9 protein-coding genes are annotated in these 13,291 nt (G+C 62.9%); 7 read left to right on the top strand and 2 right to left on the bottom strand.

All coding sequences use genetic code 11. The features are described 5' to 3' along the window. Window positions 1-10 precede the first annotated feature (10 nt). The 7 genes from QY049_RS28330 (at window position 11) to QY049_RS28300 (ending at window position 11,665) form a co-directional block, all read left to right on the top strand. Complete coding sequence (locus QY049_RS28330; RefSeq protein ID WP_301270241.1) at window positions 11-847, top strand: universal stress protein; 837 nt, start codon at window positions 11-13, stop codon at window positions 845-847. Window positions 848-901: 54 nt separating this feature from the next. Beyond that, entirely contained in the window at window positions 902-1,639 is a 738-nt protein-coding gene (locus tag QY049_RS28325) for an ABC transporter ATP-binding protein (protein ID WP_301270240.1), read from the top strand. Beyond that, window positions 1,636-3,999, top strand: a complete 2,364-nt coding sequence (locus tag QY049_RS28320) for an ABC transporter permease (RefSeq protein ID WP_301270239.1) — start codon at window positions 1,636-1,638, stop codon at window positions 3,997-3,999. The genes QY049_RS28325 and QY049_RS28320 overlap by 4 nt, the downstream gene beginning before the upstream one ends. Further along, window positions 3,996-5,201: an efflux RND transporter periplasmic adaptor subunit gene (locus QY049_RS28315; RefSeq protein WP_301270238.1), complete on the top strand. Its 1,206-nt coding sequence runs from the start codon at window positions 3,996-3,998 to the stop codon at window positions 5,199-5,201. Before QY049_RS28320 ends, QY049_RS28315 begins: the two co-directional genes overlap by 4 nt. 373 nt (window positions 5,202-5,574) lie before the next feature. Beyond that, entirely contained in the window at window positions 5,575-6,150 is a 576-nt protein-coding gene (locus QY049_RS28310; protein WP_301270237.1) for a hypothetical protein, read from the top strand. A gap of 500 nt (window positions 6,151-6,650) precedes the next feature. Continuing rightward, the gene (locus QY049_RS28305; protein ID WP_301270236.1) at window positions 6,651-8,936 is read left to right on the top strand and encodes a heavy metal translocating P-type ATPase; all 2,286 of its coding nucleotides are present in this window, start codon (window positions 6,651-6,653) and stop codon (window positions 8,934-8,936) included. A 110-nt stretch (window positions 8,937-9,046) separates the two neighbouring features. After that, window positions 9,047-11,665 (top strand): cation-translocating P-type ATPase, encoded by a 2,619-nt coding sequence (locus QY049_RS28300; protein WP_367401203.1) that lies wholly within the window; start codon window positions 9,047-9,049, stop codon window positions 11,663-11,665. 315 nt (window positions 11,666-11,980) lie between these two features. Here the strand turns inward: QY049_RS28300 and QY049_RS28295 are convergent, their stop codons facing one another. Both QY049_RS28295 and QY049_RS28290 read right to left on the bottom strand, forming a co-directional pair. After that, complete coding sequence (locus QY049_RS28295; RefSeq protein WP_301270235.1) at window positions 11,981-12,676, bottom strand: VIT1/CCC1 transporter family protein; 696 nt, start codon at window positions 12,674-12,676, stop codon at window positions 11,981-11,983. A 41-nt stretch (window positions 12,677-12,717) separates the two neighbouring features. Next, window positions 12,718-13,284: a cytochrome b/b6 domain-containing protein gene (locus QY049_RS28290; RefSeq protein WP_301270234.1), complete on the bottom strand. Its 567-nt coding sequence runs from the start codon at window positions 13,282-13,284 to the stop codon at window positions 12,718-12,720. Window positions 13,285-13,291: the final 7 nt, after the last annotated feature.

Below are 13,291 nucleotides of genomic sequence, written 5' to 3'. Positions count from 1 at the left end.
GAGACACGCGATGGCAATCAGGGACGTTCTGCTCACCTTGACCAGCTATCCCGAACCGACCCCGGTGTCGGTGATTGACCGCGCCGTATCGCTGATCTCACCATTTGCCGCGCATATCGCGGCGATCTCTTGTGAAGTCCATGTGCAGGTACCCGGGACTTTCCTGTCCGGGGTCGGTAATCTCGGATCGATCGTGGCAAGTGAGGCTCACAAGAGCAGGAAAAATGCGCAGGATCTGCTGGCGACTTTTGAAGGGGCCACCGAGAAATCGGGGCTGCTGAACGAGATCATTCTCGAGCGTTGCCTGACGTCCGAGGTCCCGGACCTCTTGGTTGACTATGCTCGCCTGCGTGATCTCACCATCGTGCCTGTGCCGGAATCTTATGACCAATGGTACGCTGAAGCGATCATCTTCGGTTCGGGAAGACCGACGGTGGTGCTGCCGGAGGCCACCGCCTCCAAGGAAGCCGAGCTGAATAGAGTGATCGTTGCGTGGGACTTCAGCCGCGCGGCGGCACGTGCCGTCTCCGATGCGATCCCCATTCTGGAGAAGGCGCGAGAGGTGTTCATTCTCACGGTGACCAACGAGAAGGCGATTTCGAGCCGGCGCTCGTCGTCCGAACTTGCAAAGAATCTCTCGCGTCATGGCATTGATGTGGTCGTCGAGGAGGTCGACGCCGCGGGACGGGCCATCGGCGAAGTTCTCGCGGCTCAGATAGCTTCCCGCAGGGCGGATCTGCTCGTCATGGGGGCGTATGGTCATTCCCGCTTGCGAGAGTTCATATTGGGAGGCGCGACCCGCAGCATTCTGACGAGGCCGCCAGTTCCCGTGCTGCTGTCGCACTGAACTGATCAGTACCCGGCCAAATTACCGAAGGGTGGCCGTAAGCGGGCTATGCTGATGGATGTCCATCCGCCCAAGACGGATAGCACCGGATCGCCGGTGTTTCACGCCAGGGGGCTTTCGAAGACCTATCGAATGGGAGAGATCGACGTGCATGCGCTTCGAGACGTCGATCTCGACATCTTCGAAGGCGAGTTTGTCGTGCTCCTCGGGCCGTCTGGGTCGGGCAAGTCGACCCTGCTGAACATCCTGGGTGGTCTGGACAGCCCAACTTCGGGCGAGGCCCACTGGCGCGACCACAACCTGGTCGGCGCGACTGATGCGGAATTGACCCGGTACCGGCGCGAGCACGTCGGCTTCGTCTTTCAGTTCTACAATCTCATCCCCAGCCTCACAGTGCTGGAGAACGTCGCACTGGTGAACGAAATCGCGGACAAGCCGCTCGATCCGCTCGAGGTGCTCGCGCTCGTCGGGCTCGAAAAGCGGATCGACCACTTCCCCTCGCAACTGTCCGGCGGCGAGCAGCAGCGCGTCGCAGTCGCCCGCGCCATCGTGAAGTCGCCGGACGTGTTGCTGTGCGACGAGCCGACGGGGGCGCTGGATTACGAGACCGGCAAGGTAGTGCTGGCGGCGATCGCGCGCGCCAACGAGCGTCTCGGTACCACAACGATCATCATCACGCACAATGCCGCGATCGCGGGCATGGCAGACCGCGTGCTGCGGCTCGGTGGCGGGCGGATCGTCGGCGAGGAGCGCAATGCACACCGACTGTCGGCAGACGAGGTGCACTGGTGAGCCTGCTCGATCGAAAACTGCGGCGGGATATCGTCGCCATGCGGGGCCAAGTGCTCACCATTGCTTTGCTCGTTGCCGCCGGCGTTGCCGTTTTCGTCGGTTCGGTCTCGACTTACGATTCCCTCAACTCGGCCGTGGAGCACTTCTACGCGACCGCGCGATTCCCGAGGCTTTTCGTGACGCTCAAGCGTGCGCCGCTGTCGATCGTTCCGCAGCTCACCGCAATTCCCGGCGTTGCTACAGTGGAACCCCGGATCGTCCGCGAGGTCATCGTGGATTGGCCGGCCGCTTCGCAGCCGGTCTCGGCTCGCATGGTGTCGCTCAGCCATGCCGGCGACGAACGGCTTGCCCGACTGCATTTGCGCCGCGGCGCGGCGCCAGAGCCCGATTCCGCAAGAAGCGCGGCGGTCAACGAAGCGTTTGCCGAAGCCAACGGCGTGAATCCCGGTGACGACATCCGCGTGGTGCTCAACGGCAAGGTGGAAGCCTTTCACGTGTCCGGCGTCGCGCTCTCGCCGGAATATGTCTACGCTGTCAAGCCGGGCCTTCCGATTCCGGACGACCGGCTCTATGCAATTCTCTGGTTCGACCGCGGCGCAGCGGAGGCCGCCTTCGACATGAAGGGGGCTTTCAATGATGCCGTCATTTCGCTGGCGCCGGGCACCGATCCGAAACCGGTGATCGACGAGCTGGATCGAGTGCTCGAACCTTACGGGTCGGTCGGCGCTGTCGAGCGACGGGATCAGCCGTCCAACCGGTTTCTCGAAGACGAGCTGAACCAGCAGAAGGTGATGTCGACCACCATCCCATTCATCTTCTTCGGCATCGCAGCGTTCCTGCTAAACAGCGCACTGGGCAGGCTGGTGGCTGCCCAGCGCGAGCAGATCGCTGCGTTGAAGGCGTTGGGCTTTCCAACCGCGGCGCTGATCCTGCACTATCTGAAGCTGATACTCGTCATCGTGCTGATCGGGTCGGTGCTGGGAATTGCTGCAGGCTGGGGCTTTGGAAAAGCGATGATCGCAAGTTATCAGGGGTTCTTTCGTCTGCCTGAGCTGCCGTTCGGGCTCACCCCTTGGTCTGCAGTGCTGGGCATTGTGATCAGCCTGACCGCGGCTTCTCTCGGCGTCTTGACTGCATTACGGCAGGTCGTTCGCCTTGCGCCAGCAATCGCCATGCGGCCGGCCGCGCCGCTTGGCTTTCGCCGCTCGTGGATCGAAGCGCTCCTGCCACGCACCGCGACCAGGTCACGCCGGCTGATGATCCTGCGGAATACGGCCGGACGCCCATTTCGCTCGCTCATGACTGTGATCGGGGTAGCCTTTGCCGTTCCGATGATGGTGCTGGGGATCTTCTGGCGCGACGCCATCGACGAGATGATCGACCTCCAGTTCAACCTGGTCGAGCGCGGCAACGCGACGGTGACGTTTCCGCACCCGATGGAACGTTCGATCATGCGCGATCTGGCACGTGAGCCCGGCGTTCTCGTGGCGGAAGGGCTGCGCATCGTGCCGGTGCGCCTGCGCGCCCGGCAGCGCAGCTATCTGACGTCTGTGATCGGTCTGTCCGCCGGGGGCGAGTTGCGCCGGCCACATGATGCCGCGCTGCGCCCGATTGCGGCCGCGCCTGACGGGATTACGCTCACCCGGCGGCTTGCCGAACGGCTCGATGTGAAGGCCGGCGATGTCATTGCGGTCGAGGCAATGGAGGGCCGCCGGCGCAAGCGCGATCTCCCGGTCAGCGCCATCGTCGACGAGTCGATCGGAATGGCATCCTATATGGCGATCGAGACCCTTAACCGCTCCACCGACGAGGGGGCCGTGATCTCGGCTGCGAGCCTGTACGTCGAGCCGGCGGCGATGCCTGCATTGGGGCGGAGGTTCAAGAACCTCCCGACTATCGAATCGGTGTCGATGAAGGCGTATACGCTCTCCTCCTTCATGGAGAAGATCGCTGGTGTTGTTTTCGTAACCGCCGGCATCCTTGCCGCTTTCGCCACCATCATCACGGTGGGGGTGGTCTACAACAGTGCGCGCATCAGCCTGCAGGAGCGCGCATGGGAATTGGCCAGCCTGCGGGTGCTGGGCTTTACCCGCAGCGAGGTTGCGGGCATCCTGTTCTGCGAGTTTGCCATCGAGATCGCGCTGGGGATCCTGATCGGCCTGCCGCTGTCTCACGCCGTCATCGGCCTGATCGCCAGATTTCATTCCAACGAGAGCTTCCAGATACCCGCTGTGATCGCGCCGCAGACCTATTTCATCGCAGTGAGTGTCGTGCTGGCGGCGGCCGCCGCCAGCGCCTACATCGTCAAAGGCCGTGTCGATCGGCTCGATCTGGTCGCGGCTCTCAAGACCAGGGAATGAGCATGCGCATCACGGGCCGCCATTTCGGGATTGCCGGCGGGCTTCTGGCCACCGCCGGAATCACGGCCTGGCTCTTGATGCCGGCGCCGGTGCCGGTCGAGACTGCCGCGGTGACGAAGGGAAGGTTCGTCGCCACCGTAGACGAAGACGGCAAGACCCGTGTGCGTGAGCGATACGTGGTGGCCGCGCCGCTCGCGGGGCGGCTGAACCGAGTGCGCTTCAAGGTCGGCGACCAGATTCGGGTCGATGATGCTGTTGCGACGATCACCCCATCTCCGGCCCCGCTGATGGATTCCCGGACCCGGCGCGAGGTCGAGGAAATGCTCGGAACAGCCGAAGCCAACCTGGAGCGCGCCAAGGCAATTGTCGAGCGTGCGCAGGCCCAGAGGGAACAGGCCAACACCGACCTGATGCGGACGAAAACCTTGGCTCAACAAGGGGCCGCAACAGCGCAGGCACTCGAGCGTGCAGAACTCGCGATGCGTCTTGCCGATAGGGATTTGCGTGCGGCGGAGTTTCAGGATCACGCCGCTGAGCATGAGATCAGCCAACAGCGTGCATTGTTGGCGCGATACGGTAGTGACGGCGGCGGGCAGCCGGAAAGCTGGAACATCACATCGCCGGTTGCCGGCGTGGTGCTGAAGATCGCGCAGGAAAGCGAGACGATCGTCCAGCCGGGCGCTCCACTCCTGGATATCGGCGACGCCAGGGATATCGAAGTCGTCGTCGACGTCTTGAGCACCGATGCCGTCGAGATTCGACCAGGAGCTGAAGTCGTCATCGATCATTGGGGCGGGCAGGGAAAGCTGAAGGGTCGCGTTCGCCGGGTCGAGCCGGCGGCCTTTACCAAGATCTCGACGCTCGGCGTCGAGGAGCAGAGGGTGAATGTTCTCGTCGATATCCTCTCGCCGACGGAGCAGTGGGCGCGGCTCGGTGACGCCTATCAGGTGGATGTTCAGATCACCGTCTTCGCGCTGGACGATGCCACGATCATTCCGGCCGGTGCGCTCTTTCGTCGCGGGGAAGGCTGGAATGTCTATGTTGCGAGGGAAGGTCGCGCCGAGTTGCGCCAGATTGAGCTCGTACGCCGGTCCGGCCGCCTCGCAGCCGTGGCCGCCGGACTTACTCCCGGCGAGGAGGTCATCGTCTACCCTAACGACCGCGTTGCACCGGGTACGCGCGTCGCACCTCGACCGCGTTGAAGAGACCGCCCGCCATCTTGCTTGTTCCGGGTCGCTGCTGGTCCCAACCGCCACGCGACCATATCATTTACGGGCACTTCGATGACAGCGCACACAATTCTCGAAGTTTACTATGCGTTCCTTCATGTGTTCACGGCGCACGTTCTCCACGTTGTGGGCATGGCAGCCGTAGCACGTGTATTGCTTGAAATCGGTGCCGGGATGACAGGTTGCGCAATTTGCATTGTGGTTTGAATCCAGCTTGAAGAGCTCGGAATGATCGAAGGTAGCGGGCTTCCAGCGTTCCAGGCCATGGCATTGCATACAGTTTGCGGTACGCGGAAACGTTCAATGTTGCCCTGACGTGGATCAACAAGCGCTTAGGCAGAACGAAATGCGCAAAGAAGACCAAAACGCAGACAACATTATCGAAATGCGCGTCAGCACGGTCGAACAGCTCTTTCACACGCTTGATCCGTACCCCTTTCGCGACAAGGACCTCGATCGAGAAGTCGAGGACTACATCGTTGGATGGGCAAGAGAATTGCCGCGCAATCGTCCTTTCAGGATCATCGTCCACTTTCCGGGTGATCAAGGACAGACGCGACTGGCCCAGGAGCTGCCGGAAGCCTTCAGCCGGTACTTCGCGGGCCGGGCCGGCGCCATCCAAGGCGACCTGAACGAACTATTCCGGGTCGGCCGGAGGTCTCTCGCAATCGGCGTTACAATCCTGATCGCGTGCCTTTTCTCGGCACATTTTGTCGCTGGATACCTCATTGAAGCCCCTTTCCGAAGGCTGGTTGAGGAAAGCTTCCTGATCCTTGGGTGGGTCGCAAACTGGCGTCCGCTCGAGATATTTCTTTACGACTGGTGGCCTCTTGCGAGACGCCGAGATCTCTACGGGCGGCTTTCCACTGCGATTGTCGAGCGAAAGCAGTCTATCCCCGGCAGCACTGAGTCTGCGCGCTGATCGCATCCTTGCCAAAACTGGCGCCGATCAGAACACGCGATTGTCTTTCTCGTCTGCCATACGCGAGTTTTGTGAGCATGGACGCTCAATGGCTTGGATTCTTGTCGTTCCGCAGCCGCCACTCGCGGCCCGCTTTGCGGTGATCCCAGTCCCGCTGGTCCATCATTCGCTGCAGCCGATGAGTGTTATTTCGGGTTTGGTCCGTCGCTTCTGGCTGACGCTCCCCAGAGCGCTGTGATGACTTGGACGGCGAGTAACCCTCGGTCGTTCCAAGCTGACCGGCGGAGCAGGGCATGCCGACTGATAACACGGAAAACACCGCGAGAACGCGAGCTAGTGTACGCATGACAGCCTCCTCCACGAAAATATCGGACAAACGATCGGCCATGTTGATTCAGGTCATGGTCGCATGAGGCTTCCGGATACAATTACCCCAATTGTTGCTCAAATGGCGAAGCTGGTTTCGGATCAGAATCATTCGCAAGATATGAAACGGAGCCATGTTGTTGGAGCGAGTCCTTCGATGGACGCTGGTGGCAATCGCGATTGCAGGATTGATCGCGGGTATTCTTGCGCGAGCCGTTGGGCGGCCTGTTTGGGCCGATCTTGCATGGGAGCTGGGCACGGCTCCCGTCATCGGAGGGCTGGCGATCTCGATGATCCGAGATCTCCTGAACGGCCGCCTCGGGGTGGACGCGATTGCGCTGCTATCCATGAGCGCAGCGTTGGCGCTTGGCCAACCGCTGGCCGGAGCCGTGGTCGCCTTGATGTATTCCGGCGGCAACGTGCTGGAAGATATCGCGGTCGCACGCGCGGAGCGCGACCTGCGGTCGCTGGTCGATCGTGCGCCGCGCCAGGCTCACCGCAAGAGCGGCGAACGGATCGAAGAGGTTCCGGTCGATGCCGTCTCCGTCGGCGAGGAACTCCTGGTGCGAGCCGGCGAGATCGTGCCGGTCGACGGCATCGTTGCCTCGGCCTCGGCTACCATTGACGAGTCCGCCGTGACCGGCGAACCGATCCCGGCCGAAAAAGCGCGTGGCAGTGCCGTTCTGTCGGGTTCGCTGAATGCGGGCGAGACGTTCGAGTTGACGGTGACTGCGCCCGCCGGCGAGAGCACCTATGCTGGCATCGTGCGCATGGTGACGGCAGCGCAAACGGCAAAAGCTCCCTTTGTGCGGCTGGCCGATCGCTACGCGCTGATCCTTCTGCCAGTGACGATCGCGATCGCGTTAGTGGCGTGGCGGATCTCCGGTGATCTGACCCGCAGTCTTGCCGTACTGGTAGCGGCTACGCCTTGTCCGCTGATCCTGGCTGCACCGGTCGCTTTCATTGCCGGCGTCGCGCAAGCGGCGCGCCGCGGCATCCTGGCCAAGGGCAGTGGGGCGCTGGAGGCGCTGGCGCGCGCGCATACGGTGCTGTTCGATAAAACGGGTACCCTGACCGTCGGAGGGGCGCGTCTGCTTTCGATCGAGGTTGCGCCGGGAGGGGACCCGGATGAGGTTCTCAGGCTCGGGGCATCGCTTGAGCAGGCTTCGCATCACGTGCTTGCCAGGACCGTGGTAGCGGCGGCCGTCGAGCGCGGCCTCAAGCTGAAAGCGCCCGAACAGGTCAAGGAGGCGATGGGCTCGGGTCTGAGCGGCCTTATCGATGGACGGCACGTCACCGCAGGTTCGCGGCAGATGCTTCTCTCGAATACCGAGCTGTCGCCGTGGGAATTGCGGGCAATCCGGCGCGCCTCGTGGCGCTCGGCGCTGATCGTCTTTGTCGCCGTGGATGGGCGTACGATCGGTGCGTTGCTTCTGGCGGACGAGCTGCGGGCCGATACGCCGCGGGCGATCCGGCTGCTGCGCGACGCGGGCGTCGCGCGCATGGTGATGGTCACCGGTGATCGCGCCGCGGCGGCGCAGGCCATCGGTGCGGCGCTCGACCTCGATGCCGTGCTGGCCGACCGCGTCCCTTCCGACAAAGTCGAGGCGGTGAGGGGCGAGCAGCGGCTGCATCCGACCATCATGGTCGGCGATGGCATCAACGACGCCCCGGCGCTGGCCGTAGCCGACGTCGGGGTCGCGCTCGGGGCGCGGGGCGCCAGCGCTTCGTCTGAAGCGGCTGATGTGGTGATCCTGGCCGACCGCCTCGACCGTGTGGGCGAAGCGATCATCATTGCGCAGCGGGCGCGGCGGATTGCCCTGCAAAGTATTGTCGTCGGCATGGGGCTGTCGCTCGTCGCGATGGTCGCTGCCACTCTGGGTTGGCTCGCGCCGGTACCGGCGGCTATTGCGCAGGAGGTGATCGATGTCGCCGTCATCCTGAACGCGCTGCGCGCGCTCACTCCGGCCTTCGGCGCCGGTGGCCGGCGCTTCACCCAGGAGCAGGGGCTGACATTGCGTCACGATCATCAGACCTTGTTCCGGGATTTGGACCGCCTGCGCAAAATCGTTGATGCCCTGGACGACGTGACGCCGGAATCGGCCGGGACATTGATCGGCGAGGCCCAGCGGCTGGTTCAGAGCAGTGTCGTGAAACACGAGCGCGACGACGAAGACAGCGTCTATCCGAAGCTTGCGGAGGTGCTGCGCGAGCGCCATGGCCTCTCAGCCATGAGCCGCGCTCATCGGGAAATCCTGCATCTTGCCCGGCTGCTCACGAGGATCGTGGAGGACATGCCCTCTGAGAAAATCGACCGCTACGTCGTGCGCGACGCGCAACGGGTGATCGAGGCCATCGAGACGCTGGTGCGCATGCACACGGCTCAGGAAGAGGACATCTACGAAGCCGTGGCGGCTTAGGCCCGGCCTTAGCGACACAATATGTCCGTTCGGCGCAAAGGAGGATAGCCATCGCGAAGAAGGAAATCGTTGGCCCGCTGATACTCCCGAAATTTCCGCATGCTCTGTCCGTGGCGGAGCTGCTCGCGCAGTTACGCGTGTCCAGCGCCGAGGGGCTGTCCGAAGCCGAGGTCAGCGCACGGCGAAAGCATTTCGGCGCTAACACCATCGCCTCGCGGCGCCCTGCTGGCGTGCTGCGCCTGCTGGTGCACCAGTTCAAGAGTCCAGTCGTCTATCTGCTGAGCGGCGCAGCCGGCCTGGCGTTTTATTTCGGCGAACTCGAGGAGGGCAGCGCCATCTTTGCGGTGCTTGCCATCAACACACTGATCGGCTTCTTGACCGAGTTGAAAGCGGTCCGATCGATCGAGGCTTTGCGCGCGCTCGGCACGCGGACCGCCCGTGTCCGACGCGAGGGGCGGGTTCATGTGATCCCAGCCGAGGAACTGGTTCCGGGCGATGTCGTGGTCTTGGAAGCTGGTGATGCCGTTTCGGCCGACCTGCGCCTTATCGAGACATCTCGTCTTTCAACGGACGAGTCATCGCTGACCGGAGAATCCGTCGCCGTCGACAAGCAGGTCGAGCCGGTCAGCGCCGACACCCGTCTCGGCGATCGCGCCTCGATGGCGTTCAAGGGCGCCGCGATCACGCGCGGCACCGGCGCCGGTGTGGTGGTCGCGACCGGAATCGTCACAGAACTCGGCCGGGTGACGCGGCTAGTTCTCGAAGCCGATCCGGGTCGTTCGCCCATTGAGCGCAAGCTCGAGCGCCTGTCGGTGCAACTCGTCTGGGCGACTATCGCTGTCGCCGCCATCATCGGTGCCGTTGGTCTATTGAGTGGCAAAGACCCTCTCCTGATGATCGAGGCGGCCATCGCGCTCGCCGTAGCTGCGATTCCCGAAGGTCTCCCCATCGTCGCGACGCTTACGCTCGCCCGTGGCATGTGGCGGATGGCGCAGCAAAATGCACTGATCGAACGTCTCTCGGCGGTCGAGACGCTCGGGGCGACCACGGTCATTCTCACCGACAAGACCGGTACCCTGACCGAAAATCGGATGACGGTGCGACGGCTCTGTACATCCTCAGGCGAAATCGAGCTCGGCACCGGCGCTCCAGAGGGGAGCGAACGTCAGCAGGTCGCAGGCGATCCGCAGGCGGCCGAATTGCTCCGGATCGCGGTCCTCTGCAACGACGCGCATCTCGATGGTTCGGAGGAGCGCGGCAGCGGCGATCCCATGGAGATCGCGCTTCTGCGTGCCGGGCTACGCGCCGGCTTCAGGCGGACGACCTTGCTGGAAGGGCGCAGCGTCGTGCGCAAGCATGCTTTTGATCCCGTCGCCAAGATGATGGCGACCGTTCATGAGCATGGGAGGGGTGTACTGATCGCCGTGAAGGGGGCGCCCGAGGCGGTCCTAGCGGCGACGACGCGCGTAGCCGTCGGCGATGGCGAGGTCGCGCTTGATGACACCATGCGAGCGGAGTGGCTCAGCCGAGCCGATCGGCTCGGCCATGAGGGCCTGCGGGTGCTCGCCTGCGCGACGAGAATCGACCAGGTGGCTGATGCCGCACCCTATGACAGGTTGGTGCTTGCTGGTCTTGTCGGTTTGGAAGACCCCGCGCGGGCCGACGTGCCACCGGCCATCTATGACTGCCGGCAATCGGGAATTCGCGTTGTCATGGTCACTGGCGATCACGTGGTGACGGCGAAAAGTATCGGTCGAGCCGTCGGTCTTGGTGAGAACGTTGCGAACGTCGTGGAGGGCAAGAATATCAGGCAGATGATTGAAACCGGGCAGCCTGCGCTCCAAGACATCGGAATTTTCGCGAGAGTAACTCCAGATGAAAAACTCGCCCTCGTTCGGATGTATCAGGCTGCGGGCGAGATCGTTGCCATGACGGGGGATGGGGTGAATGACGCACCCGCTCTGCGGCAGGCCGATATCGGTGTGGCGATGGGCTTGCGCGGCACCGATGTCGCGCGCGAAGCGGCGGCCATGATCCTGCTCGACGACGCATTTCCAACCATTATCAAGGCGATCCACGAGGGGCGCGTGATTTTCGCCAATATCCGTCGTTTCGTCGCCTACCTCTTGTCCTGCAATCTTAGCGAGGTCTTGGCGGTCGGCCTTGCCGTGTCGCTGGCGCTTCCTTTGCCGCTCCTCCCGCTCCAAATTCTGTATCTCAATCTGGTGACGGACGTGTTCCCGGCTTTCGCGCTTGCCATGGGCGAGGGCGAGGAGGGCATCCTCAAGCGGCCGCCGCGGGACCCAAAGGAGCCGATTCTGGGCCGCTGGCAATGGATCACCATCGTCTTGCACGGGGCGGCGTTGACCGCAGGCACGTTCGGGGCGCTGGCTGCGTCGGCCTGGCTCGCTCTCGATGCCCGGTCAACAGTCACTATCACGTTCCTCACGCTCGCCTTTGCCCAGCTCTGGCACGCGTTCAACATGCGTGATCCGCGCTCGCCGTTCATCGTCAACGAGGTGACGCGGAACGCCTGGTTGTGGGGCGCGCTCTTGCTCTGTGCAACGCTGCTCGCTGTGCCACCCTACCTACCGCCGGCTGCGCATTTATTGCAGCTTGCGCCTCCAAGTTCTGAAATGTGGTTGATCGTGATTATCTTTAGCGTGGTGCCGCTAATCGTCACGCAAATTGGCAGCGCGGTCGTCCAACGGATTACGAGAGTGCGATAGCGACAAGGGAAGCGACTTTTCTCTTTGTTTTCAAAATATCTTCGGCCGTTTGGGAGCGTGAAATTGGTTGCCGAATGCGCGCAGACTGTGCCGGCGCTGCGCGGCTAAGGCCCTGATGAGGTCGCACCTTGAGATGCCTATACGTAGTCAAAACTGCAAGCACAGGCTGTCGGGAGGTTGGGGTGAGGACATTATTAAGCTACTTGCTGCCTTACATGATTGGCGTCATCTGCATCGGGGGCGTCATCTGGCTGATTAGTCGCGGATAACGTTTGGGCGCGCTACGTTACTGACCTTCGAGATCGGCAAAACGGCCTATCCGAACAGGTGCGCGAGCCAGTACGCCGCTCCGGCGGCCAATCCACCCACCAGCACCGTTTGCAGGGCAGACTTGATCTTGTTGACGCCGGTGAAGTGTCCTTTGATGGCGCCGAAGCAAAGCAGGGCGACGCCGGTCGCAGCGACCGAGATCTGCAGGGCCGTTCCGATGTTCTGGGTGAACATGTAGGGGACGAGGGGAATCAGGCCGCCGACCACGTATGAGCCTCCGATCGTGGCGGCGCTGATTGGGGCACGCTTCGGATCGGGACGCTCCAATCCCAATTCGAAGCGCATCATGAAGTCGACCCATCGCTGGCGATTCGCCGAGACCGCGCCGACGACCGACTTGAGCGCATCCCCTTCAAGGCCGTACTCCCGGAAGATCTGCTCCACCTCCTCGATCTCCCGCTCGCGAAGCTGATCGATCTCATGGTGCTCGCGCTGTTCCTCGGCAGCATAGTGTTCCGCGTCCGTCCGCGCAGCGAGATACCCACCAAGGCCCATCGCAATCGCGCCAGCGACGACCTCGGCCAATCCGGCAGTGACGATCACGTCGGTGCTGGCGACGGCCGCGGAAAGCCCGGCCGCCAGTGCGAACGGGACCGTCAGGCCGTCCGCCATCCCGATCACGACGTCGCGGACGCTTTCGGAAGCGGTGAAGTGCTTTTCTATGTGAGGGGTGGCTGGCACAGGGATGCTCTTGGTTGCGGTTTGGATTTGAGGATAGCTGCCTAGTCAGCAGCTCTCTTCCGACCGGAGATCATGGACGCTACTAGGTTCTCGCGATGCTCGAAGCTTGCAATCAAGACGCCGAGGACATGCGCCACGACCAGGCCCACGGTTAGGTTGGCCAGGAATTCGTGGACGTGTTCGATCAGCTTGGAGCCCCAGTAGGCGTCCGTAGTCATCATGTAGCCCGTCGCACACGTGCCGGCCAGCGCCACAAGGAGCGCGACGATCATGGCCCCGCCTGCCGGGTTGTGCCCGATGTAGCGCGGAGCCCTGAGCAGGGCGACGTCCCGCAAATAGGCGAGCACCTCGCGCGGCGGACGAAGGAAGTTGGAAAAGCGCGCATGTCGCGGGCCGACAAAGCCCCAGGCGATGCGGATCGCGAGGAGGCCGGCGATGGCGTAGCCGGCCGCGATGTGTACCCGCTCGATCTCGTCGCCAGTGGCGTAGGCCAGAACGAACAAGCTCACCAGGGACCAGTGGAAGATCCGGACGAACGGATCCCAAACCTTGACCGTGGCCGGCGGCATCGCGCCGCCGGCTCCGATCGTGTTGCTATCGGTTCTCATTCGCAAA

The sequence above is a fragment of the Bradyrhizobium sp. WYCCWR 13022 genome (genome assembly GCF_030435535.1).
Lineage (GTDB): Bacteria > Pseudomonadota > Alphaproteobacteria > Rhizobiales > Xanthobacteraceae > Bradyrhizobium.
Note: the sequence above shows the minus strand (reverse complement) of the source record. Positions and strands in the feature narration are given on the sequence as shown.

What these genes read in the sequence shown, in the direction of transcription:
- QY049_RS28325 (WP_301270240.1), top strand. Translation starts at nt 902, where the DNA reads ATGGATGTCCATCCGCCCAAGACGGATAGCACCGGATCGCCGGTGTTT.
- QY049_RS28315 (WP_301270238.1), top strand. Translation starts at nt 3,996, where the DNA reads ATGAGCATGCGCATCACGGGCCGCCATTTCGGGATTGCCGGCGGGCTT.
- QY049_RS28305 (WP_301270236.1), top strand. Translation starts at nt 6,651, where the DNA reads ATGTTGTTGGAGCGAGTCCTTCGATGGACGCTGGTGGCAATCGCGATT.
- QY049_RS28310 (WP_301270237.1), top strand. Translation starts at nt 5,575, where the DNA reads ATGCGCAAAGAAGACCAAAACGCAGACAACATTATCGAAATGCGCGTC.
- QY049_RS28290 (WP_301270234.1), bottom strand. Translation starts at nt 13,284, where the DNA reads ATGAGAACCGATAGCAACACGATCGGAGCCGGCGGCGCGATGCCGCCG.
- QY049_RS28330 (WP_301270241.1), top strand. Translation starts at nt 11, where the DNA reads ATGGCAATCAGGGACGTTCTGCTCACCTTGACCAGCTATCCCGAACCG.